Origin of the sequence: Acinetobacter sp. 479375 (assembly GCF_000581715.1) — a bacterium.
Taxonomy (GTDB): Bacteria; Pseudomonadota; Gammaproteobacteria; order Pseudomonadales; family Moraxellaceae; genus Acinetobacter; species Acinetobacter ursingii.
Window position 1 is genome coordinate 36,404 of record NZ_JEZN01000001.1, and the last position, 21,929, is coordinate 58,332.

Annotated in this window: 21 protein-coding genes and 1 tRNA gene; 14 read left to right on the top strand and 8 right to left on the bottom strand. The window is 40.0% G+C overall.

The features are described 5' to 3' along the window. Nucleotides 1–15: 15 nt before the first annotated feature. The gene (locus J500_RS00205) at nt 16–1,356 is read right to left on the bottom strand and encodes a deoxyguanosinetriphosphate triphosphohydrolase (RefSeq protein ID WP_004996822.1); all 1,341 of its coding nucleotides are present in this window, start codon (nt 1,354–1,356) and stop codon (nt 16–18) included. A 273-nt stretch (nt 1,357–1,629) separates the two neighbouring features. Here J500_RS00205 and tauA point away from each other — a divergent pair, with 273 nt between their 5' ends. The 5 genes from tauA to J500_RS00230 all read left to right on the top strand — a co-directional run bounded on the left by tauA (nt 1,630) and on the right by J500_RS00230 (nt 8,062). Continuing rightward, nucleotides 1,630–2,658: a taurine ABC transporter substrate-binding protein gene (gene tauA / locus J500_RS00210; RefSeq protein WP_004996823.1), complete on the top strand. Its 1,029-nt coding sequence runs from the start codon at nt 1,630–1,632 to the stop codon at nt 2,656–2,658. Nucleotides 2,659–2,670: 12 nt separating this feature from the next. Continuing rightward, a complete protein-coding gene (locus tag J500_RS00215) occupies nt 2,671–3,474 on the top strand; it encodes a taurine ABC transporter ATP-binding protein (RefSeq protein ID WP_004996830.1) in 804 nt (267 codons plus the stop codon). Continuing rightward, nucleotides 3,471–4,346, top strand: coding sequence for a taurine ABC transporter permease TauC (gene tauC / locus J500_RS00220; RefSeq protein ID WP_004996832.1), 876 nt, complete (start codon nt 3,471–3,473; stop codon nt 4,344–4,346). The genes J500_RS00215 and tauC overlap by 4 nt, the downstream gene beginning before the upstream one ends. A gap of 15 nt (nt 4,347–4,361) precedes the next feature. Further along, nucleotides 4,362–5,207, top strand: coding sequence for a taurine dioxygenase (gene tauD / locus J500_RS00225; RefSeq protein WP_004996834.1), 846 nt, complete (start codon nt 4,362–4,364; stop codon nt 5,205–5,207). Between the two features lie 419 nt (nt 5,208–5,626). Then, a complete protein-coding gene (locus J500_RS00230) occupies nt 5,627–8,062 on the top strand; it encodes a membrane-bound PQQ-dependent dehydrogenase, glucose/quinate/shikimate family (RefSeq protein WP_004996836.1) in 2,436 nt (811 codons plus the stop codon). 118 nt (nt 8,063–8,180) lie between these two features. Here the strand turns inward: J500_RS00230 and J500_RS00235 are convergent. After that, nucleotides 8,181–8,256, bottom strand: a tRNA-Gly gene (locus J500_RS00235). Nucleotides 8,257–8,320: 64 nt separating this feature from the next. Then, nucleotides 8,321–9,742 (bottom strand): cysteine--tRNA ligase, encoded by a 1,422-nt coding sequence (gene cysS, locus J500_RS00240; RefSeq protein ID WP_004996839.1) that lies wholly within the window; start codon nt 9,740–9,742, stop codon nt 8,321–8,323. Between the two features lie 211 nt (nt 9,743–9,953). On the opposite strand from cysS, the gene J500_RS00245 reads away from it, so the two are divergent. The 8 genes from J500_RS00245 to J500_RS00280 all read left to right on the top strand — a co-directional run bounded on the left by J500_RS00245 (nt 9,954) and on the right by J500_RS00280 (nt 15,702). Then, nucleotides 9,954–10,931, top strand: coding sequence for a KpsF/GutQ family sugar-phosphate isomerase (locus J500_RS00245; RefSeq protein ID WP_004996840.1), 978 nt, complete (start codon nt 9,954–9,956; stop codon nt 10,929–10,931). 3 nt (nt 10,932–10,934) lie between these two features. Continuing rightward, entirely contained in the window at nt 10,935–11,474 is a 540-nt protein-coding gene (locus J500_RS00250) for a KdsC family phosphatase (protein WP_004986805.1), read from the top strand. Nucleotides 11,475–11,512: 38 nt separating this feature from the next. Continuing rightward, complete coding sequence (lptC, locus tag J500_RS00255; RefSeq protein ID WP_004996841.1) at nt 11,513–12,061, top strand: LPS export ABC transporter periplasmic protein LptC; 549 nt, start codon at nt 11,513–11,515, stop codon at nt 12,059–12,061. Continuing rightward, the gene (gene lptA / locus J500_RS00260; protein ID WP_004986800.1) at nt 12,045–12,593 is read left to right on the top strand and encodes a lipopolysaccharide transport periplasmic protein LptA; all 549 of its coding nucleotides are present in this window, start codon (nt 12,045–12,047) and stop codon (nt 12,591–12,593) included. The genes lptC and lptA overlap by 17 nt, the downstream gene beginning before the upstream one ends. Continuing rightward, nucleotides 12,593–13,339 carry an LPS export ABC transporter ATP-binding protein gene (gene lptB, locus J500_RS00265; RefSeq protein WP_004986798.1) on the top strand — a complete coding sequence of 249 codons (747 nt, stop codon included), beginning with the start codon at nt 12,593–12,595 and terminating at the stop codon, nt 13,337–13,339. Before lptA ends, lptB begins: the two co-directional genes overlap by 1 nt. A gap of 172 nt (nt 13,340–13,511) precedes the next feature. Next, nucleotides 13,512–14,111: an IMPACT family protein gene (locus J500_RS00270; protein WP_004996842.1), complete on the top strand. Its 600-nt coding sequence runs from the start codon at nt 13,512–13,514 to the stop codon at nt 14,109–14,111. Next, nucleotides 14,101–14,715: a chloramphenicol acetyltransferase CAT gene (locus J500_RS00275; protein WP_004996844.1), complete on the top strand. Its 615-nt coding sequence runs from the start codon at nt 14,101–14,103 to the stop codon at nt 14,713–14,715. Before J500_RS00270 ends, J500_RS00275 begins: the two co-directional genes overlap by 11 nt. A gap of 144 nt (nt 14,716–14,859) precedes the next feature. Beyond that, complete coding sequence (locus tag J500_RS00280) at nt 14,860–15,702, top strand: universal stress protein (protein ID WP_004996847.1); 843 nt, start codon at nt 14,860–14,862, stop codon at nt 15,700–15,702. A 119-nt stretch (nt 15,703–15,821) separates the two neighbouring features. Here J500_RS00280 and J500_RS00285 read toward each other — a convergent pair whose 3' ends face one another. Further along, complete coding sequence (locus J500_RS00285) at nt 15,822–16,490, bottom strand: O-methyltransferase (protein WP_004996850.1); 669 nt, start codon at nt 16,488–16,490, stop codon at nt 15,822–15,824. Nucleotides 16,491–16,730: 240 nt separating this feature from the next. Between J500_RS00285 and J500_RS00290 the strand changes: the two genes are divergently transcribed. After that, a complete protein-coding gene (locus J500_RS00290) occupies nt 16,731–17,465 on the top strand; it encodes an IS5 family transposase (RefSeq protein WP_004996851.1) in 735 nt (244 codons plus the stop codon). Between the two features lie 32 nt (nt 17,466–17,497). On the opposite strand, the gene J500_RS00295 is transcribed toward J500_RS00290, so the two are convergent. The 4 genes from J500_RS00295 to mutS all read right to left on the bottom strand — a co-directional run bounded on the left by J500_RS00295 (nt 17,498) and on the right by mutS (nt 21,810). Continuing rightward, a complete protein-coding gene (locus J500_RS00295; protein ID WP_004996854.1) occupies nt 17,498–18,217 on the bottom strand; it encodes a D-Ala-D-Ala carboxypeptidase family metallohydrolase in 720 nt (239 codons plus the stop codon). Nucleotides 18,218–18,346: 129 nt separating this feature from the next. Beyond that, nucleotides 18,347–18,676 carry a ferredoxin FdxA gene (gene fdxA, locus J500_RS00300; protein WP_004652744.1) on the bottom strand — a complete coding sequence of 110 codons (330 nt, stop codon included), beginning with the start codon at nt 18,674–18,676 and terminating at the stop codon, nt 18,347–18,349. A 159-nt stretch (nt 18,677–18,835) separates the two neighbouring features. Beyond that, entirely contained in the window at nt 18,836–19,012 is a 177-nt protein-coding gene (locus tag J500_RS17470; protein ID WP_004996857.1) for a hypothetical protein, read from the bottom strand. A gap of 158 nt (nt 19,013–19,170) precedes the next feature. Next, the gene (gene mutS / locus J500_RS00310) at nt 19,171–21,810 is read right to left on the bottom strand and encodes a DNA mismatch repair protein MutS (protein ID WP_004996860.1); all 2,640 of its coding nucleotides are present in this window, start codon (nt 21,808–21,810) and stop codon (nt 19,171–19,173) included. Nucleotides 21,811–21,929 lie beyond the last annotated feature (119 nt).

Genomic DNA, 21,929 nt, shown 5'->3' on the forward strand with positions numbered 1-21,929 from the left:
GAAATCATCCCGACATTACATAAAACTGGCACGACGACCTTGTAGTACCTGAGCGAGATCATAAGCTTGGTGATCTGAGAATTTACTAATGATATCCAATATTTGCATAATATTTTGGTAGTGATTGTCCTGAAAATTGGCACCAAATTGCTGCAAAATGGACATCAGTCGTTTTTCTTTAAAACTCAAAGTTTTTTGCGGTACGGACAATGGAATAAATGCATCCAGAATCGATTGCAAACTACTATGTGCAATAATTTCTAGATCAGACTTTTGCCGATGCTCAAAAATTTTATTACGCGCCAAATCTTTGGCTTTTTCGATTCCCACGCCAATATCCGCAGGGCAATATTCTAAAAGTGTTCCTTGTAATTGTCCTGATAATATTTCAACATGATGTCGGGCAAAGGCACTGGAAACCTCAGCAACCAGACGTTTCATGACTCGTCCGCGCAAAGCGGCAATTTTTTGTTGCCAAGTGGTATTACGTTGACCCAATTCGTCAGGAATCCCATAATCTGCAATTAAATTTAGAAAAATAGGCTCAACTTCTTCATAAGTCAGCATATTTAAAATAATACCATCTTCCAGATCAATCAGCGCATAACACATGTCATCTGCTGCTTCGAGCAAATAAGTCAGAGGATGACGACAATAATGATATTCACCCAATTGAATCAGTCCAAGCTGATCAGCAATTTCGACCAAAATTTCTTTTTCAGTCTGATAGCAACCAAATTTTGCACGTTGGTTGGAAGGACGGTCGCCTTGTGACTCAATGGTTTTAGACAACCACGGATATTTTAAATAAGCACCTAACGTGGCGTGAGTCAGGCGCATACCGCCATCATCAGGATGATAATCAATACGTGTTAATAAGCGTAAACCTTGTGCATTGCCTTCAAACTGGCGCACATCAGCTTCTTCTTCAGGGCTAAGTTCTTTTAGGAAATCGTTATGTGAAGCATCGTCAAACCATTCGCGAATCGCATATTCACCTGCATGTCCATAGGGCGGGTTGCCAATATCGTGGGCGAGACATGCTGCCTGAATAATGGCCCCAACATCGGATGGTGAAATCCATGCGGGTAAATCATCCTTAATTTTTTCAGCGGTCATCATGCCGAGCGACCGCCCGATGCAAGACACTTCAAGGGAATGGGTTAAACGAGTATGGATACCATCTTGGAGTGCGAAAGGATGAACCTGCGTTTTACGATTAAGCTGACGAAAACTTTGTGAAAATATGATGCGATCATAATCTTTATGAAAAGGGCTTCGTCCCAGTTCTGTTGTACTTTTTTTACTACCTAAACGAACTGCTGAAAGCAGCTCCATCCAACGCATTTGTTCCATTTATAACTGTTCTTGAGAGATCTACTTTGCATCATGCCAAAAAAATATTGAAAGCACTAGGGTAGTGCGACATGATTTGTCTGCTATCTGTATTTTTATCAATTTATCCAAGCACTTTATAGACATTTTATAAGCTTGGGAAGAATGATTGAATCGAGCAATTTTTATAATTTATATTTTAAAAATATTCATAAGTAATCCATTTTTTATTATTTTAAATTATAAAGTGGAGTGCCATACCATTGATAACAATAGCGACTTTTATCAAATGTTATGAGTAAGAAAAATTCTAAACCTTTATGGATTACAGCAATCGTCCTTGTGGCGATTGTTACATTTATTATTTATCAAAATCGTAAAGGTCAAGATCAAACACCTGCTGCACAAACTGTCGGTGGTCAATCGGTGATTGTTGCCTACCAAACAGGTGTAGATCCGAGCAAAGTTGCACAGGCAAACGGTGATTATGAAAAAGACAGCAATCAGCACATTCAATGGAAAAAATTTGATGCGGGTTCAGATGTCGTCAATGCGTTGGCTTCAGGCGATGTGGTGATTGGAAATATTGGATCAAGTCCCTTGGCTGCGGCAGCAAGCCGAAATGTCCCTATTGAAGTATTTTTAATTACTGCAAAATTGGGTGGATCAGAGGCATTGGTGGTCAGTCAAAAATCTAATATTCAGTCGCCACAGGATTTAATAGGTAAAACCATTGCAGTGCCTTTTGTTTCAACCACCCATTACAGTTTATTGTCTGCGCTGAAACATTGGGGAATTTCTGAAAATCAGGTCAAAATTATTAATTTGCGCCCACCAGAAATTGCCGCGGCTTGGGAACGTGGCGATATTGACGCTACTTATGTCTGGGAACCCGCTTTAAGTAAAGCCAAAGCAACAGGGAAGGTACTTACTGACTCTAAACAAGTGGGGGAATGGGGTGCGCCGACTTATGACCTATGGGTCGTGCGTAAAGACTTTGCAGAAAAGAATCCAGATTTCATCAAATCTTTTGTTAAAACCACACTGAAACAAATCGATGCTTATCAGCAAAATCCGCAAGCATTTGTGCAAGATCAAGCAAATATCGACAAGATTGCCAAACTGACAGGTTCAGATCCAAAAGATATTCCATTGTTATTGTCAGGAAATGATTATCTCAATCTCGAACTGCAACAAAAAACATTATCAGGCGAGTTTGCTAAAAATATTTTCGATACAGCGACTTTTTTGAAAAGTCAGGGCAAGGTCGATCAAGTTAAAGCAAGTTATGCCGAAAATGTCACGACCGCCTTTTTGCAATAATTGGAGTGTGCCATGAGTATCTTGAAAGCTGAACACGTGCAATTACAGTTTCCAAAGCAATCATTACCTGTTTTGCAGGATGTCAATCTCTCGATCGAATCGGGCTCTTTGAATGTAATTTTGGGGGAATCTGGCTGCGGTAAAACCACATTGCTCAATATTTTGGCGGGCTTCCAAAAAGTAGATACAGGCCAAGTCAAAATTGATGATGAAGTTTTGAACGGCCCTGATGCACGCCGTGCGGTGGTATTTCAGGATCATGCCTTATTGCCGTGGCTCAATGTCGAGCAAAATGTTGGTTTCGCTTTGGAGCTTAAAGGGTTAAGGGAAAGCGAAATCGAACAACAAGTGGCCTCGATTTTAAACATTGTGGGGCTGTCTCATGTTGCCAAAGGCAATATCTGGGAGCTTTCAGGCGGTATGAAGCAGCGTGTGGGTATCGCGCGTGCTTTGGTCAGTCATGCGCCTTTTATTCTATTGGATGAACCTTTTGCAGCGCTGGATGCCTTTACACGTGAAACGATGCAACAACTGGTTTTGGATTTATGGATTCAGCAAAATAAGGGCTTTTTCCTGATTACGCATGATATTGAAGAAGCCTTATTACTGAGCCAGCAATTGGTGTTGATGACCGCTCATCCTGGAAAAATTGTGCAGACATTGCATTTAAATTTTGCGGAGCGTTATCGGGCAGGAGAGTCGATTCGTTCGATTAAATCTGATCCTGAATTTATCGCTTTGCGGGAACAGTTGTTTGAGCGACTACGCGAACAAAAGCAACAACGAAAACAACCTAGCCATGAGGTGTTGACATGAATAGTCGAACTGAGTCGGTCAGTTACAAAAATCAGATCGCAAAGAGTAATACGACAGCACGTCTAACACAGCGTTCTTTCGGAAATTTTCGCGTGTGGTTCACTCGACATCATCGTCTGGCATTAAGTGCGCTAAGTGTTTTTAGTGTGTTATTGCTGTGGTTTTTGATTTCTGCTTTACATCTTGTACCTGCATTATTTTTACCGAGTCCCCAAGCAGTCTGGCAAAAATTTTTGGAAGTCAGTCAGCAGGGATTTATGAAAGCCACACTTTGGCAACATTTAGCGGCCAGTATTTCTAGAGTTTTATTTGCGTTGCTTGCTGCGATTGCAATTGGTGTTCCCGTTGGATTATGGATGGGGCTGAATAAATATGCGCGAGCGGTGCTTGATCCATTGGTTGAATTATTACGACCTATCCCACCTTTGGCATATTTACCATTACTCGTCATTTGGTTTGGTATTGGCGAAACTACTAAAATTTTGCTGATTTTTTTCTCGATTTTGGCACCCGTGATTATCAGTAGTACACATGGCGTGATCAGTCATCAGCTGAATCGTGAACGTGCTGCTTTATCACTCGGTGCAACACAGGCACAAGTGTTTTGGAACGTGATTTTGCCCACGGCATTACCTCATATTTTAACAGGGATCAGAATTGGTTTAGGTGTGGGTTGGTCAACATTGGTCGCAGCAGAATTGGTGGCAGCTGATCGTGGCATTGGCTTTATGGTGCAATCAGCTGCGCAATTTTTAATTACTGATACGGTGATTTTAGGGATTATCGTGATTGCTGTGGTTGCGGTCAGTTTTGAATTATTTTTACGTTGGCTACAACAGCAATTATCTCCTTGGTATGGCCAGCAGTTATAGAATATAGGCGATAAAATGAGTTTAATTATCGAAACAATCAAACCAGCCATTGGCGCAATCATTACTGGTGTTGATTTAAATCATTTGAACAAACAGCACACCACTGAAATTCAACAGGCTTTATTGAAACATCATGTGATCTTTTTTCGTGAGCAGCAATTAGCGCCACAAGCTCAGGCAGCATTGGCACGTAGTTTTGGCTCTTTGCATATCCATCCGATTTATCCTTCCATTGAAGGTGTACCTGAAGTGTTAGTTTTGGATAGTTGGCAACAGGATTTGCGCGATAACGAGCTTTGGCATACCGATGTCACTTTTAGTCAAACTCCGCCATTAGGCTGCGTACTGCAAGCCATCAAAATTCCTGCAACAGGCGGTGATACGCTATGGTCAAGCGGTGTTGCTGCATTTGCGGCACTTGATATAGAAGTGCAGCATAAGCTGAGAGGATTAACGGCAACTCACGATATTCGAAAATCCTTCCCAATTCAACGATTTGCAACAAATGAGGTAGAACGTGAAAAACTGCTACAAACGTTTAAACGTAATCCACCTGTTGTTCATCCGGTCGTCAGAACACATCCTGTGACAGGACAACCGATTTTATTTGTGAGCGAAGGTTTTACCACCCGAATAAATGAGTTAAGCCAACAGGAAAGTGATGAATTACTAGAGTTTTTATTTGAGAAATCCACTCAGGAACAATTTCATTTGCGCTGGCAATGGCAAGAAGGTGATGTCGCGATTTGGGACAATCGCTGTACACAGCATAAGGCATTGTTTGATTATGGAGATGCACATCGAATTATGCATCGCGCAACCATAAATGGCGATACACCTTATTATCAACAAGCCAGTTAACCTTATTAAAATAGCGAATAGCCCTATCTGAATGATGGGGTTTTTTATTCACATCATAATTTTAATGGATGATTAGACTTCTTTCATAATTGTTTGAACTCTCTTTATTTTTCCTCCAAAGGAAGAAATAAAAAGAACTGATGAAAGATGGCTATTAAACTTTGCGAAAACATATTTATGACCTGTGTCATCCTATTTCATTGCAGATAAGATAGAAGGCTTAAATGAGTATTTTTGGATAATTTATTTAACCTTTTGAATATTAAAGTATTTTTATGTTATAGCTGAAGTCATTTTATTTTTTAAGAAAATTTTAAGTTTCAGAACACATTTAAGCAACGATACCATGAGCGTTTTTAATTTTTAAAATGATGTAATAGCGACTCCCATACTAAATAAAATTAATAAGGTTTAAAGCTATGGTTCATTCTTCCATCTATAGAAAAAACAGCAGTATACCCGTAAAAATATTTTCGGTGATCTTACTGTTATTTGCCCTTACATTATTCATTGGCGGTATTTATTTAGCATATTTAGGAGGTTCGTGGTACTACGTCATCAGTGGAGTGATCTTAATCGCTTCTAGTGTTTATTTGCTTAAAAATGATCAATTAGGTGTAAAACTTTTTTGGCTGTTCTTCTTCTATACTCTGATCTGGACAATATGGGAAGCGGGTACACGCTACTGGGGCTGGGTGCCTCGGCTCGCGATAGTGGCTGTTTTTGCATTTTTTATGAGCTTACTTATGCCAAATATTGGTTCAGGAGCGAGTAAGAAAATTTCATATAGTTTAACTGGCTTTATTATTCTATGCTTTGTTATTGCAGGCGGTCTGGCTTTTTATCCCCATTCATCTTATGTTTCTGGAGAGGAAATTTCAGCGCAGTCTTTTAGCACCAATTCATCAAATGCTACAACAATTCAACCTGACACTGACTGGCAATATTATGGTCGTGATGAAAATGCGACCCGCTATTCACCGCTTAACCAAGTTACTCCAGACAATGTCAATAAACTTGAGGTGGCATGGACGTATCGGACAGGTGATGTTCCTCAGGCAGGTCAAACCAATAAATGGGCTGCTGAAACCACGCCAATTAAAGTGGGTAATGCCGTATATTTATGTAGTGCGACCAATAATATTATTAAATTGGATGCAGCTTCAGGCAAAAAAATCTGGGAACACAAGTCTGGTGTGAAATATGAAAATATTCCATATACCGCTGCATGTAAGGCAGTCACTTTTTATCAATCAAAAACTATTCCCGAAGGACAGGCTTGTCACAACAAACTTATTGTTGGTACCTTAGACATGCGTTTGCTGGCAGTTGACGCTGAAACAGGTGAGTCGTGTCAAGGTTTTGGTCAGCATGGTCAAACTGATTTATCTGTAGGTATTGGTAAGTGGGTGCCTGGTCAACTTGCGGTTACTGCACCTGTACCAATTATTAATGGTGTAATCGTAGTCAATCATCAGGTTCTTGATGGACAGCGTCGATGGGCACCTTCTGGTGTAATCCGTGGCTATGATGCAGATTCAGGTCAGTTTAAATGGGCATGGGATGTCAATCGTCCAAATGACAACACTGAACCTAAAGCAGGTGAGCAATACAGTCGCGGTACACCAAACTCATGGGCTGCCATGATTGGCGATGAAAAATTAGGATTGGTTTATGTTCCAACAGGCAACTCGGCTGCGGATTATTACAGTGCGATGCGCAGTGCGAATGAAAATCGTGTGTCTTCAGCAGTTGTTGCGCTCGATGTAAATACGGGACGTGAAAAATGGGTCTTCCAGACTGCACATAAAGATGTATGGGATTATGATATCGGCTCTCAGCCAACATTGGTGGATTATCCAGATGCTTCAGGAAAAAAAGTTCCAGCATTAATTATGCCAACCAAGCGTGGTCAGACGTTTATTCTTGATCGCGCTACTGGTAAAGCTTTAACCAAAGTTGAAGAACGACCAGCGCCTGTACCAAGCGATGCAAAGGCTTATCATGCTGTACCAAATGATCCACGTGCTAAAACTCAACCGTGGTCTGTCGAGATTCCACGTTTAGGTTTGCCTGATCTTCAGGAAAAAACCATGTGGGGAATTTCTCCAATTGATCAAATGCTGTGTCGTATTAAATTTAAACAGGCCAATTATCTTGGAGAATTTACACCCCCAAGTATCGATAAACCATGGATTGAATTCCCTGGCTACAATGGTGGAAGTGATTGGGGCAGTGTAGCGGTAAATCCTCATTCTGGCTTAATGATTGCAAACTGGAATGTGACACCAATGTACGACAAATTGGTTACGCGTACAGAAGCCAATAAGCAGGGCTTAAAGTCAATTGATGACCCAAGTTATAAATCAGGTGGTGGCGGTGCTGAAGGAAATGGTGCGATGGCTGATACCCCTTATGGAATTAATGTATCACCATTTTATGCTCCAATTTCTCAAGTCCTCTGTAACGAACCACCTTATGGCATGATTACGGCTATTGATTTACATAGCAAAAGAGTGCTCTGGCAGCACCCATTTGGTAGTGCTGAACACAATGGCCCGTTTGGTTTGCCAACTTACTTGCCAATTAATATTGGTACACCAAATAACGGTGGTCCAATTATTACAGCGGGTGGTTTAACATTTGTTGCTGCTGCGACAGATAATAAATTACACGCCTTGGACAACCGTACAGGTAAACTCGTCTGGACTGCAAATCTGCCTGCGGGTGGTCAAGCAACACCGATGACTTATGCCATCAATGGAGAACAATATATTGTGATCATGGCGGGGGGACATCACTTTATGAAAACACCAGTAGGGGATTATGTAATTGCCTATAAACTGAAAAAATAATCAGGTTTTACGTGAAAAAACGGACTGTTAATCAGTCCGTTTTTTTACTTTAGTCTGCATGATTTTAGTATAGACAAATAAAAAGCCCTCATCTTTTGATAAGGGCTTTTTAAAATTTTGGAGCGGGAAACGAGACTCGAACTCGCGACCCCAACCTTGGCAAGGTTGTGCTCTACCAACTGAGCTATTCCCGCAATGTGAGATGCATTATAGACAGTTTCATTTAACTGTCAACATCCATGCATTTTAATTGTCGATTTAATCAGCACGTCGCCAAACAGTTCCTTGACGGGTATCTTCTAGTGCAACACCTTTTTCAAGTAAAGACTGGCGAATACCATCGGCTTTGGCAAAATCTTTGGCTTTTTTTGCGTCGTGACGTTGTTGAATCAAAACTTCAATTTCATCGTCACTCAAGCTGAGTGCTTGTTGGCCAATATCTGATTTTAAGAATTCATCGACATTGTGCTGAACCAAGCCCAGAATTGTCGTTAAATGGCGCAAAGTTGCATAGTAAACAGTAGCCAGTTCAGTTTGTTGTTCTTTCACAGCTCGATTGAGTTCACGATTGAGTTCAAAGAGTACTGCCATAGCTTCAGGCGTATTAAAGTCATCGCGCATCGCACTGTTAAAACGTTCTATAAACTCATGATCTAACTGTTCAGAATGAGTTTGACCATACACCTGCTCATAAGCTTTAAATGCATGATAAAAACGGCTGAGTGCAGTTTTTGCTTCTTTTAACGCAGTATCTGAAAAGTTTACAGGACTACGATAGTGCGAAGATACAATAAAATAGCGAATGACTTCAGGATGAAACTTTTCCATTACATCACGAATGGTAAAGAAATTGCCCAAAGACTTTGACATCTTTTCGCCATCGACATTGATAAAACCAACATGCATCCAATAATTCACATACTGTTCGCCTGTTGCAGCCTCGCTTTGCGCGATTTCATTTTCATGATGTGGAAATAATAAGTCTGATCCACCACCATGAATGTCAAAGTGATTGCCTAAGCAGCAAGTTGACATGGCTGAACATTCAATATGCCAACCTGGACGACCATTGCCCCAAGGGGATTGCCATGACGGTTCGTTGGCTTTGGCATGTTTCCACAGCACAAAGTCAAACGGATGTTTTTTCTCGACTTCGACATCAACACGCTCACTGGCTCCTGCTTGCATATCATCCAGTTTACGTCCAGATAGGCGACCATATTTAGCAAATTTAGTGACTTCATAATAAACATCACCATTGGCAGCAGGATAAGCGCTGCCATTTTCGACCAAAGTCCCAATCATATTTTGCATTTGGTCGATGTATTCGGTGGCTTTTGGCGATTCATCAGGTTCAGCACAACCGAGACTAGCCGCATCTTCATTCATAGCAGTGATAAAACGCGCGGTTAGTTGCTGAATCGTTTCACCATTTTCATTGGCACGACTGATAATTTTATCGTCAATATCGGTGATATTACGGATATACCGTACTTTCCAGCCCTGACTACGCAGAAAACGAATAATATAGTCAAAAGCAACCATGACTCGAGCATGTCCAATATGACAGTAGTCATACACCGTCATGCCGCAGACATAGATATCTATCTGGCCATCAACACGTGGGACAAATTCAACTTTTTTACGTTGCTCTGAGTTATATAAAACGAATGGTTGCATAAGACTCTTAAAAACATTCACCAAAAATAGTGTTACATCTTAACGTAAGCCACATATTTCACAAAGGTTTATCCATAATTTTTATAAGTAAGTGAAAACTTGTACATTTAAAAACGTGACAAGAAATGAGATGTGCTAGAATAGCGCAAATTTTTTAGTTAAAAAGTCTATTGTCGGTTTGGCAGTAGCGAATTGTTTGAGCTCATATTTTATGACCAGTACCACCGATTTTAAGAAAATTGCACTGGAAACCATTGCGATAGAACAACATGCCTTAGATGTATTGGCAAGCCAAATAGACGATCGTTTTGATCAGGCTTGTGAAATTATTCTACAGTGTCAGGGTCGTGTAGTCGTGACAGGTATGGGTAAATCTGGTCATATTGGTCGAAAAATGGCAGCCACTTTTGCTTCCACAGGTACACCTTCGTTTTTTATGCATCCTGGTGAAGCGGGGCATGGTGACTTGGGAATGTTAGTACGGGGTGATGTACTGATTGCCATTTCCAATTCAGGCAAAAGTGATGAGATCATGATGCTGATGCCTTTGATTAAACATCTGGAAGTACCATTGATCACCATTAGCCGTGATGATACAGGTCCAATGCCAAAAAATGCAGATGTAGCTTTAACTTTGGGTGAGTCAAACGAAGCTTGTCCATTAGGGCTTGCACCCACCTCAAGTACCACTGCGACATTGGTATTGGGTGATGCGCTCGCGGTTGCATTGTTGGAAGCGCGAGGCTTTACTGCCGACGACTTTGCTCGCTCGCATCCAGCAGGTGCTTTAGGTAAACGTTTACTTTTACATGTAAAACATTTAATGCATACCGGTGAGGAGCTTCCAAAAGTATCTCCTGATACCCCAATGAATCAGGTCCTTTACGAAATTTCAAACAAACGTTTAGGTTTGACGACCATTGTTGATGAACAAGATCATTTATTAGGTATCTTTACGGATGGTGATTTACGTCGTCTAATTGATAAGCAACAAGGTTTTGATGTCAAACTTCCTGTGTCTTCGGTGATGATTGAGCATCCTGCGACGATTTCTCAGGAAGCGCGTGCAGTAGAAGCATTACAACAACTGAATGCTAAAAAAATTAGTCAGTTTGTGGTTGTTGATGATCAAAATAAAGTCATTGGTGTGATCAGTATGCATGACCTAATTCAGGCAGGGGTAAATTAATTCATGGCATCTTATGCATTACTTGAACAAGCTCGTCATATTCAGGCACTGGTTTTAGATGTGGACGGTATCTTGAGTGATGGATTTGTGACATTGACCAATAGTGGCGATGAAATCAAATCTTTTGATATTCGTGATGGTTTGGGGATGAAACTGGTTCAGCAAGCTGGCCTTAAAGTCATTATCATTACAGGTCGTAAAAGTCAGATCGTTGAAAAAAGGATGTCTGATTTAGGCGTCGATCTGATCTTTCAAGGGCGTGAAGATAAAGGCGTGGCGTTGCGTGAAGCATGTGCGCAATTTAATTTAGCACCTTCGGATTGTTTATATATGGGTGATGATTGGCCTGATTTATCGGCTTTTTCACTTGCAGGAATGTGTGTGACTGTTCCAAATGGCCATGTCGAGCTACGCCGTCGTGCTCATTTGGTGACTCAAGCGATGGGCGGTCGTGGAGCAGTGCGTGAAGTCTGTGATATGTTACTGAATGCAAAAGGAGTTTACGAAGAACTTCTTGCAAAATATCTGACTGTACCCCATTAATATTCTAAGCCAGAGAAAAAGGTGATATTACGCCGCTTATGGATACTAGAGTTTTATATATCGTGGCGATTGCAATCGCAGCTGTAAGTGGTGGCTATTATTACTACAGTGGCAATGCGAACAAACTGGACGCTGATGATAGTCGCAATATGACTTATACAGCAAATGATATCAATTTGACTCAGACGAACGATCTTGGTCATTTGTATATTCGTGCAAAGGTCGATCGACTTGAACAGGATATGCAGAAACAAACGTCAAAACTTGAAAATTTACATGCATCAATGTATGAGAATGGACAAGTGAATGCGACTTTTTCTTCAAAAGTTGCAAATGGTTATGATGATAACGAAAAGGTTATTCTTTCAGGTGATGTTATTGCAACAAGAATTGCTGAACAAGGTGAAATTGTTTTTCGAACGGATGAGCTGACGACCTATCCGAAAACAAAAAAAATTGAAACGACACATCAGGTGGATGTGCAATCACCACAGGCTTCTTTTGTCAGCAATGGTTTAAAAGCAGATCTGGAAAATAGCCAATACGAATTTTTTAATATTCGAGGAAAGTATGCACCAAACTCTTAAATCGATTTCTTGTTCGACTTTCCTGAAACAAGTAACAGGTTTCACGATCTTTGCCGTGATGTCTGCATCTGCATTAGCGCTCCCTTCAGATCGTAGTCAACCTATCTCATTGGTCGCTGACAAAGCCACCTATAATGATAAAACAGGCATTACAACCTATACTGGAAATGTGGTGATCGAACAGGGCACTATGAAATTACAGGCGGATTCGATTGTTGCACAACTGAATTCCAAACGTGAAATTCAAACCATTACTGCCAATGGTCGACCATCCAAATTTCAGCAACAGATTAGCGCTGAAAAAGGGGTCGCGCGTGGTGAAGCACAGAAAATTATTTATAACGCAGATACAGGCATTATTACTTTAACAGGCAATGCTTATTTATTTCAGGATGGAGCTAGCATTCGAGGCAATAGCTTAAAATATAGTATGAATAAAGGTGATATTGAAGCACAAGGTTCAAGTTCAAATCGTGTTCAACTGATTATTCCACCATCAAGTTCTAAAAGTTTTCCGGGAGCACGTGATTAATGGAGCAAACACGTCAAAAACCACAAACCCTTTGTATCAAACACTTGGCAAAAAACTATAATAAACGCTGGGTCGTGAAAGATGTATCATTTCAGATGCAAAGCGGTCAAATTGTTGGGCTACTTGGACCAAATGGTGCAGGTAAAACCACAAGCTTTTATATGGTTGTTGGTTTGGTACGAATGGATAAAGGGGAAATTCATTTAGATAATGAAGATCTTTCACATTTGGCGATGCATGAACGTGCCAGAAAGGGCATTGGTTATTTGCCACAGGAAGCCTCTATTTTTAGAAAGTTGACAATTGCTGAAAACATTATGGCAATTTTGGAAACTCGTAAGGATTTAAATAAGCAGCAGCGTCAACAACGTTTAAATGAATTATTGGCTGATTTTAAAATTGGTCATATTAAGGATTCATTAGGAATGAGTGTTTCTGGTGGAGAACGTCGCCGTGCTGAAATTGCACGTGCTTTGGCGGCTGATCCAAAATTTATGTTGCTGGATGAGCCTTTTGCGGGGGTTGATCCTATTTCAGTGGGTGATATTAAAGAGATTATTCGTAATCTTAAAGAACGAGGGATTGGTGTTCTGATTACGGACCATAATGTACGTGAAACATTGGCAATTTGCGAGCATGCTTATATTGTGAGTGAGGGATCCGTCATCGCAGAGGGTTCTCCGCAGGATATTCTCGAAAATGAACAAGTTCGCAAAGTCTATTTAGGTGATGATTTTACAGTATAACTTCCTGATGTGGCAAATATTATCGCTTGATTGGATCGCTAAAAGAGCGGTAAGTAAATAGTAATAAAGAATTGAAGAAATGCTTAAATCCCCGCTATTGCGGGGATTTTTGTCATTACCAACTTTAATTCAGGCTATAATGTAAATTTTATGATTGATCTTTTTTGCTGCTATGCCTTTTACCATCGCACAACTGGTTTGTTTTGAAGAAGAAATCAAAAAAAGTCGATTTCAGGCATTTGCAACTCCTGTTGAAAACGAAGAACAGGTTAAAGCTTTTTTAGAAAGCTATAAAGATGTCAGCACGACTCATCAGTGTTGGGCTTGGAAAATAGGGCATCAGGTACGCTTTAATGATGATGGTGAACCTTCTGGCACAGCCGGTCGACCGATCTTGGCAACCATAGAAGGCAATGAACTGACCAATGTTTTAGTTTTGGTTAATCGTTGGTTTGGTGGCGTAAAACTCGGAACAGGTGGTTTAGTACGCGCCTATGGAGGCTGCGCAGGACAATGCCTAACACTCGCAGAAAAAATAGAACTCATTGAAAAAAAACAGGTTGTTTTCTCTTGTTATTTTAATGAATGGCCAATTCTTCAATATGAATTGAAGCATCAGCAAATGGAATATACTGAAAATTACACGGTTGAAGGTGTCATTGTAGAAGCTGCTTTACAGATTCATCAGATTGACCCATTAAAATTAAAACTTCAGGATATCACCCGTGGGCGAGAACAATTAAAAATTGTGGAGCCTGAAAATGAATTATGAACGTTTGCTGAAATATCGGGAGCAACATAAGCACCGACTCAACTATATGCCATGGCTTTATTGGTCATTAAAACCCAAACACCGTGAATGGGCAGAAGCATGGCAGATGGAATATCAAACCTATTTGATGGAAATGGAAACCGTTGAAATTGGGAAAAACTGTTTTATTTCTCCATTGGCACATATCTTTGCGGAACCTGGACGCAAAATTAGCATTGGTGATAACACCTTTATTGCAGCCGATTGTACCTTACATGGGCCTTTAAGCATTGGCAACGAAGTCGCGATCAACCATCATTGTATATTGGATGGCGGTCGTGCAGGGATTGTGTTGCATGATCAAGTACGAATTGCCGCGTATTGTCATCTCTATGCTTTTGATCATGGTATGGAGTTGGATCGTCCAATTTATCAGCAACCTGTGACCTCCAAAGGCATTGAAATTGGTCAGGATGTCTGGCTTGGCGCGCATGTCGGTGTCAAAGATGGCATTTCGATAGGGCAACATGCAGTTGTGGGTATGAATAGTATGGTGACGAAAGATGTAGAGGCTTATCATGTTGTTGCAGGGAATCCTGCACGCTGGATTAAAAATAGAAAATAGCTGGTTTTTTAATCATTTAATTGTTTTATATACAAAATAATTTAAACCATATAAAAAATTACCGTAGTTTTAGCCGAATTATGCTAAGTTAAAAATAACAAACAAAATCTCCAAGGCATCAGACCTTAACGAAGAGAGGCTATTATGAGTCGTGTTATTGCATGTATTGATTCTTCACCTTGTATTAATGCAATTGCAGAAGCTGCCGCTTGGGTGGCTAAACAAACCAAGCGGGAACTGGTGTTATTACAAATTCTTGACTACTATCCTGCCAGTTATCATCTCGGTGAAATTAGTGGTGTCATTGGTTTTGAGAGTAATGCTATGCTGCTCAAAGAACTTGCTGAGCTAGAGCAGAAACAAAGTGAACTGGCTTTAGACTATAGCAATAATTTACTTAAACATATTTCTGAAATGATAGAAGAAAAATATGGTTTAAGCAGTTCAAAGATTCAGGAAAAGGGGGACTTCCTTGAACAAAGTTTTAGTATTTTAAAAGAAGATGATTTCGTGGTGATCGGCCGCGTGGGGGAGCGTGCAGCAGAAAAAAACAAACCCATTGGTAGTAATGTTGAAAACTTTATTCGCGGTGCAAATTGTACTGTCATGACCGTCGGTGAAACTTTTAAAGCGCCGACCCGTTTTATTTTTGCTTATGAATACTCTCCAACTTGCGTCAAAATGATGCATCGGATTGCGCAGAGTGATTTGCTTAGAACTTTACAATGTCATCTGCTCTATGTGGGTGATCATCCTCAAGTCTTAAAAGATCCAGAAGAATTTTTAAGCCATGCGGGCATCGAGGTGGTCACGGTTTATCGTTATGGCGATGTGGCAGAAAATATACTCGAATATCAACGTGAACATGGCATTCAGATGATCGTGCTAGGTGCATTTAGTCACAGTAAAATCCACCAGTTCTTTTTGGGTAGTATTGCCACCTCGATTTTCCGTAATGCGACGGTACCACTCTTGGTCGCGAAATAATGTAATGCCTTATCCATAGTTATCCGCAAATCTTGTGGATAACTATATGGACAAGCAATGTAAATAAAAATAGGCTATTGTTTTTAAATAAAAAATAAATTAAGAATATTTTTTGATCATCATTTTACAATGGCAATTGCAAAGCCATCATGACCTTTACTGCCTACTGTTTGTAAAGCGGTACAGGATAAAATTCGAGGATGATTCTGCAAAGCTTCAAAGGTCTGACGAATACCTTCAATACTTGGTTTTTTATTATTTTCATCCAGAATATCACCCGCACGGATCACATTATCCAGTACCAGAATCGTACCCGAATGTGAAAGATTCAACGTTAATTCTAAATATTCAGGATAACTTTGTTTATCTGCATCGATAAAAATAAAATCAAATGGTTCAAATGTCGTAGGGTCTATTTCACGCAAAATATCTGCGGCATGTCCGACTTTGAGTTCAACAGACACTTCGAATTTGGCATGATCAATATTTTGTTGTGCCAGTGCTGCATGAGTATCTCGTCCTTCAATGGTAAGTAAATAACCATCCTTAGGTAAAGTGCGCGCTAGCCAGACTGTACTATAGGCCGCAAATGTTCCTAGCTCCAAAACACGTTTACACTGATTCATCTGAATCAACATTTGTAAAAGCATACCCTGATTAGGTGCAACGGCCAAATGATCTGGGAATCCCTGATTAGCAGTATTCTCCAGTGCAAATTGCAGGTTTGGATCTTCGGGAATTAAATGTGAATCGATATAGTGATCAATGTCTGTCCACATCTGTTGCATAACGGGTGTTACCTATACTGAGATAGCAGCATTTTAACCATTTCTATTCGATGTGCAATTTTAAGTGACAGGAAAATCAAAACTTCACTCTCTAATATTAAAAAAGAGACTCATATGGTCTCTTTCAAACAAAATAAAAATATTTTTAGGGCGTGTTGACACTTTTAGATTAAAAAAATAGCGAAGTAGTAAAATTAAATCACCAAACCCAATTCTACTATTCGCTATGCCTCGCGTACCATGTTAACAGATCAACACTGGCAAAAGTTGAAAGCTATTTTGCGTAATTTATCCATTCATCACAACCCAACTCTAAGAAATTTTATTGAAGCGATTCTTTATAGGATAAGAACTGGGTGCCCTTGGCGTGATATCCCTACTTGCTTTGGACAACCCAACTCGATTTTCAAACGTTTTAATCGTTGGTGTAGTAGTGGTAAGTTACTTACTATATTCAAATTATTATCACTGAATACAGATATGGAATGGTTGTTCATCGATGGTTCTCATATTCGTGCTCATCAACATTCTGCGGGTATAGCTGATCAGGCAATCTCTAAAAGTGTAGGAGGAAACTCCTCCAAAATACATTTAGTTGTAGATTCAAACGGGAATCCTATTGATTTCATTATTACTGATGGAACCACACATGATGTTAAGGTCGCACCTGATTTAATTTCAAAACTTAATTTAAATGAGGTAGAGATTGTATGTGCAGATAAAGGGTACGATTCAGAGCCATTAAGAGAGCAGATTAGAGCAACTGGAACAAAGGCGAATATACCTAAAAAATCCAATAGCCAATCAAACAATGATCATATGGATTGGTATTTATATAAAATCAGGCACTTAGTAGAAAATATGTTTTGTAGGTTAAAGCAATTTAGAGGAATAGCCACTCGATATGACAAGTTGAAACGAAACTATGAAAGTTCTGTTGCATTAGCTTGTATATTTTTATGGCTCCCCTTGTAGGTTAAATTATGAACCTTAAATGTCAACAGACCCTAATAATTACACATTGAACTATTGCGACTATGATCGGGGCCCCAAGTTCGATAGCCTTGAGTATCAATATGAATCTGTCCTGAAGCATAGATGCCAATACCCATATCCAGACTTTGTCCATGCTGTGCCCAGAATTGACATAACTTAAATTTAGTATTTTCAATGAAAGCGTAATCTTGCGACTGTGGATACTCAGGGCCGATGCGAAAATCGATTGCTGAATTAAATAAATGTCGAGAAGAATTCGCTCCGCCTGCACATTGGTTTAAAGGTAAATCCCGATAAACCGAGGTAACCTCAAAATCGGTAAGAACTTTTTGAGCGACTAAAGCTTTGAAAATGCGTAAAGTTGGGATGGCATTGTTCCAGAGTTCACGATTGGGAACTGCATATTGTGAACGGCCACATTTTTGCCAGTCCCGTGCCGTTTTTAATAATTCAAAATTAGGGACAACATTAGCGACATTATTACGTTCAAGAAAACGTTCATATTCTTGAACACGAGAGCGATTATCACCCATGCTTAACCATGCCAGATAAGCGGCAGGAACGGTTTTCACTGGAACAGGACGTTCAAGTATGACTTTTTCCTGCGGAATATAAATACGATGTCCCGTGGAAGGTGTGACTTTTCCAGTTTTTTGAGGGGAGGTGGTACAAGCAACCATGAACATAGGTGCAAGGCTTATCGCAAGCAACCCCTTCAAAAATTTCGGCATAATACAATCAATTGCTTACTTTAAATTGGGCTTATTCTAATCGAAAAGGATGGATAAAATGAGGAAAAATTGCAATGAAATGTGTGATTCAGATACAAAAAGACCAGCTTTTGCTGGTCTAATTTGCAATTATTTCTCTAAATACTGAAGCTTATCTGGTTTACCGTTCCATTCTTCACGATCAGCAGGTTGTTCACCAATTTGAGTAATATTATTGCCTGCCCATTTTTCAGACAGTTCAGCATTAAGTTCAATAAAGACTTCCTGACCTTCTGGTAATTCATCTTCTGAGAAAATTGCATTGGCAGGGCATTCAGGTTCACATAGCGCACAGTCAATACATTCATCAGGATTGATCACCAAAAAATTTGGGCCTTCGTAGAAACAATCAACTGGGCATACTTCTACGCAATCTTGGTATTTACATTTAATACAGTTTTCAGTGACAACGAAGGTCATGGCGACAGCTACCTAAAAAATATGGTTCTAATTCCGAATGCTGTATTTTAGGCAAAAAAGGGGGCGACTAACAATTCCTTTTATTGATATTTATTATTCGGATTGATGAAAAGGACTGATTTATATCACTGTAGTTGATAGTAACTCTCAATTAAACCATTATTTACTGGTTTTAAGTGAGTTTTTTAGGCCACCGCCATCTTGTTTATTTACCGTTGCCCATGCAATTCGTTCAGCTTCTTCTTGAGAATGTCCACGTTCTCGTTCACTTTCTTCAATATGTTGAGCTTGGCGTTTTTGTTTATCGGTATAGGCTGATTTATCTCCACGTGACATTTTTATTTTCCTATTTTGAATATACCTTTATTTTTATCATTATCTTGTTTTAAAGGGGAGTAAAAAGTTGTCAAAGATTTGTCCTTGTATGTAAATTGAAATGAATAAGATAAATGATCAGAACAGACCACTATGTGTGATCTGTTCCATAAGCTATTTCAAGAATTGAGAGTCGCTTTTAATGAATAAAGCTGTTCAAGTGCCTGACGAGGTGTCAAGTTATCGACATCAATTTGTTTCAGCATTTCCAGTGCAGGGGATTGAGCTTCGACTTCAATAATCTTTTCAACCATCGGGGTTTCAATTTCATGTTCAACCGCATTAAATAAATCATTTTGTACTGCGGATTGAATATGTTGCTGCTGCTGTTTTTCCAGTATTTTTAAGCGTTTCTGCGCTTCTTTAATCACGCCAGCAGGGATGCCCGCGAGTTTTGCGACTTGTAAACCATGACTTTGGCTAGCAGGGCCATGTTGTACTTTATGCAGCAAGATCAAGTTGCCATTCATTTCTTTAGCAGTCACATGATAATTATCAATCCCTGCTTCGCTGCCAAGCTCAGTCAACTCGAAATAATGCGTCGCAAATAAACATAAACATTTAATGCGCTTGGTCAAATCAAGTACACAGGCCCAAGCTAAGGACAAACCGTCATAGGTACTGGTACCGCGCCCGACTTCATCCATCAAAACTAAAGATTGATGGGTAGCATGATGCAAAATTTGCGAGGTCTCAGTCATTTCGACCATAAAGGTCGATTTACCTGTTGATAAATCATCTGCTGAACCAATACGAGTAAAAATTCGATCAATCGGACCTAGTTTGGCGGATTGAGCAGGCACATAACTACCACAATATGCCAATAAGCTAATCAATGCGGTTTGACGCATAAAAGTAGATTTACCCCCCATATTCGGCCCAGTGATGATCGCCATACGATGATGACTATCTAAAAAGGTATCATTTGGAGTGTAGGGTGTTTTACTTAATGCTTCGACCACTGGATGACGCCCTGCATGAATTTTAATCCCGATCTCAGGGCTAAACTCAGGACGATTCCAGTGTTGCAAACGTGCTTGATGCGCAAAATTTGCCAAGACATCAATCTGGGCAATCGCTGCACTCATCATTTGCAAATTGGCAATATTTTGTCTAAGCGTTTCAAGCAAGTTTTCAAATAGTAGTTTCTCGCGGGCAAGCGCGCGGGATTCACTGGAAAGAACTTTATCTTCAAAACCTTTAAGTTCTGGTGTGATATAACGCTCGGCATTTTTTAGGGTTTGGCGACGAATATAATGTTCAGGCGCTTGCTCTGCCTGCGCACGTGTCAATTCGATATAATAACCACTGACTCGGTTATAGCCAATTTTTAACGTCGGGATACCACTGAGTTCCCGTTCTTTGATTTCCAGATCAATCAGAAACTGTCCTGCATGATCACGTATTTTGCGTAGCTCATCCAGTTCACCATCATAACCTTCGGCAATCACATTACCATCACGCAGTAGTACGGGCGGATTTTCTACAATTGCAGATAAAAGTAATTGATGGAGGTCTTTGAAATCGCCCAATTGCTGGTCGAGGTCGGTGAGTAAGATCGAGGATTTTGCCTGAATTACAGGCAGTAATGCATGTCTCAGAAATGGAATTTGAGCACATGCATGACGTAATTGAACTAGATCACGTGGACGCGCACTGCTCAATGCAACACGACTTAGTACACGTTCAATATCACCAATTTCCTTTAATACTAAGCGCACAGGCGATTCGTGATAACCGGTTAATAACTGCTCCGTCGCGTCCAGTCGCGCATCCAGAAGAGCAGTATCACGGATAGGTTGCATTAAGGTACGACTGAGTAAACGACCACCCATAGCAGTTTGGCAGTCATTGATTAAATTGAACAAAGACGTCCCATGTTCAAATAGTGGATCGATAATTTCCAGATTGCGGCGAGTAATCGGATCAAGGGCAATAAAATCTGAACTTTGTTCAAGTTGAATCGAGCGAATATGTGGCAGAGCAGTTTTTTGAGTTTCTTTGGCGTAGTGAATTAAGGCCGCAGCAGAGGCTTTGGCAAGGGGGAAATGATCAATTCCAAAGCCAGAAAGTGTTGCAACAGCAAACTGATCACATAAGGTTTTTTGGGCATTGTTGAGATTAAAGTCAACATTTGGGCGTTTGGTAATCGGGCAGTCTAATTGTTTTTTAATCTGTTCCAAAATATTCTGATCGACTAAATCTTCATCGACGACAATTTCACTCGGCATTAAGCGTGAAAGCTCAATTGCTAATTGTTCAGTTTTAAACTCGTGTTCCTGAACCTTAAAAATACTGGCACTTAAATCTAGTAAAGCCAGTCCAATTTTATTTTGTTGAATACACAGCGCGACCAAATTTGAAGATTGATAACTGCCTAGCAATGCATCATCAGTAATGGTCCCTGGCGTAATAATACGAACGACTTTACGCTCAACAGGTCCCTTGCCTGTAACCTCACCCACCTGCTCACAAATTGCAACCGTTTGTCCTGCTTTGACCAAACGTGCTAGATAACCTTCGGCCGCATGATAAGGTACGCCAGCCATAGGAATAGGTTCACCATTGGTTTTACCGCGATGGGTCAGGGTAATACCTAATAACTTGGCTGCCTTACGTGCATCGTCAAAAAAAAGTTCGTAAAAGTCACCCATGCGATAAAAAAGTAAAGCATGCTGATGTTCCATTTTGACTTTTAGATATTGTTGCATCATAGGGGTGTGTTGAGAGACGTCTACCATGCCGTTATTATCTTTCATTGTTATTAAATCCTTTATTTTCAATATATTTAACAGTGATCGACATAGGTGGAATATCCAATAAAGTTGGGTGAAATCTAAACAAATCTAACTTGCTCACAAACATGAGTGTAGGTTTT

Excerpts from the sequence above, each read along its gene's own strand:
- J500_RS00205 (WP_004996822.1), bottom strand. The coding sequence starts at position 1,356 with ATGGAACAAATGCGTTGGATGGAGCTGCTTTCAGCAGTTCGTTTAGGT.
- tauA (WP_004996823.1), top strand. The coding sequence starts at position 1,630 with ATGAGTAAGAAAAATTCTAAACCTTTATGGATTACAGCAATCGTCCTT.
- J500_RS00215 (WP_004996830.1), top strand. The coding sequence starts at position 2,671 with ATGAGTATCTTGAAAGCTGAACACGTGCAATTACAGTTTCCAAAGCAA.
- tauC (WP_004996832.1), top strand. The coding sequence starts at position 3,471 with ATGAATAGTCGAACTGAGTCGGTCAGTTACAAAAATCAGATCGCAAAG.
- tauD (WP_004996834.1), top strand. The coding sequence starts at position 4,362 with ATGAGTTTAATTATCGAAACAATCAAACCAGCCATTGGCGCAATCATT.
- J500_RS00230 (WP_004996836.1), top strand. The coding sequence starts at position 5,627 with ATGGTTCATTCTTCCATCTATAGAAAAAACAGCAGTATACCCGTAAAA.
- cysS (WP_004996839.1), bottom strand. The coding sequence starts at position 9,742 with ATGCAACCATTCGTTTTATATAACTCAGAGCAACGTAAAAAAGTTGAA.
- J500_RS00245 (WP_004996840.1), top strand. The coding sequence starts at position 9,954 with ATGACCAGTACCACCGATTTTAAGAAAATTGCACTGGAAACCATTGCG.
- J500_RS00250 (WP_004986805.1), top strand. The coding sequence starts at position 10,935 with ATGGCATCTTATGCATTACTTGAACAAGCTCGTCATATTCAGGCACTG.
- lptC (WP_004996841.1), top strand. The coding sequence starts at position 11,513 with ATGGATACTAGAGTTTTATATATCGTGGCGATTGCAATCGCAGCTGTA.
- lptA (WP_004986800.1), top strand. The coding sequence starts at position 12,045 with ATGCACCAAACTCTTAAATCGATTTCTTGTTCGACTTTCCTGAAACAA.
- lptB (WP_004986798.1), top strand. The coding sequence starts at position 12,593 with ATGGAGCAAACACGTCAAAAACCACAAACCCTTTGTATCAAACACTTG.
- J500_RS00270 (WP_004996842.1), top strand. The coding sequence starts at position 13,512 with ATGCCTTTTACCATCGCACAACTGGTTTGTTTTGAAGAAGAAATCAAA.
- J500_RS00275 (WP_004996844.1), top strand. The coding sequence starts at position 14,101 with ATGAATTATGAACGTTTGCTGAAATATCGGGAGCAACATAAGCACCGA.
- J500_RS00280 (WP_004996847.1), top strand. The coding sequence starts at position 14,860 with ATGAGTCGTGTTATTGCATGTATTGATTCTTCACCTTGTATTAATGCA.
- J500_RS00285 (WP_004996850.1), bottom strand. The coding sequence starts at position 16,490 with ATGCAACAGATGTGGACAGACATTGATCACTATATCGATTCACATTTA.
- J500_RS00290 (WP_004996851.1), top strand. The coding sequence starts at position 16,731 with ATGTTAACAGATCAACACTGGCAAAAGTTGAAAGCTATTTTGCGTAAT.
- J500_RS00295 (WP_004996854.1), bottom strand. The coding sequence starts at position 18,217 with ATGCCGAAATTTTTGAAGGGGTTGCTTGCGATAAGCCTTGCACCTATG.
- fdxA (WP_004652744.1), bottom strand. The coding sequence starts at position 18,676 with ATGACCTTCGTTGTCACTGAAAACTGTATTAAATGTAAATACCAAGAT.
- J500_RS17470 (WP_004996857.1), bottom strand. The coding sequence starts at position 19,012 with ATGTCACGTGGAGATAAATCAGCCTATACCGATAAACAAAAACGCCAA.
- mutS (WP_004996860.1), bottom strand. The coding sequence starts at position 21,810 with ATGAAAGATAATAACGGCATGGTAGACGTCTCTCAACACACCCCTATG.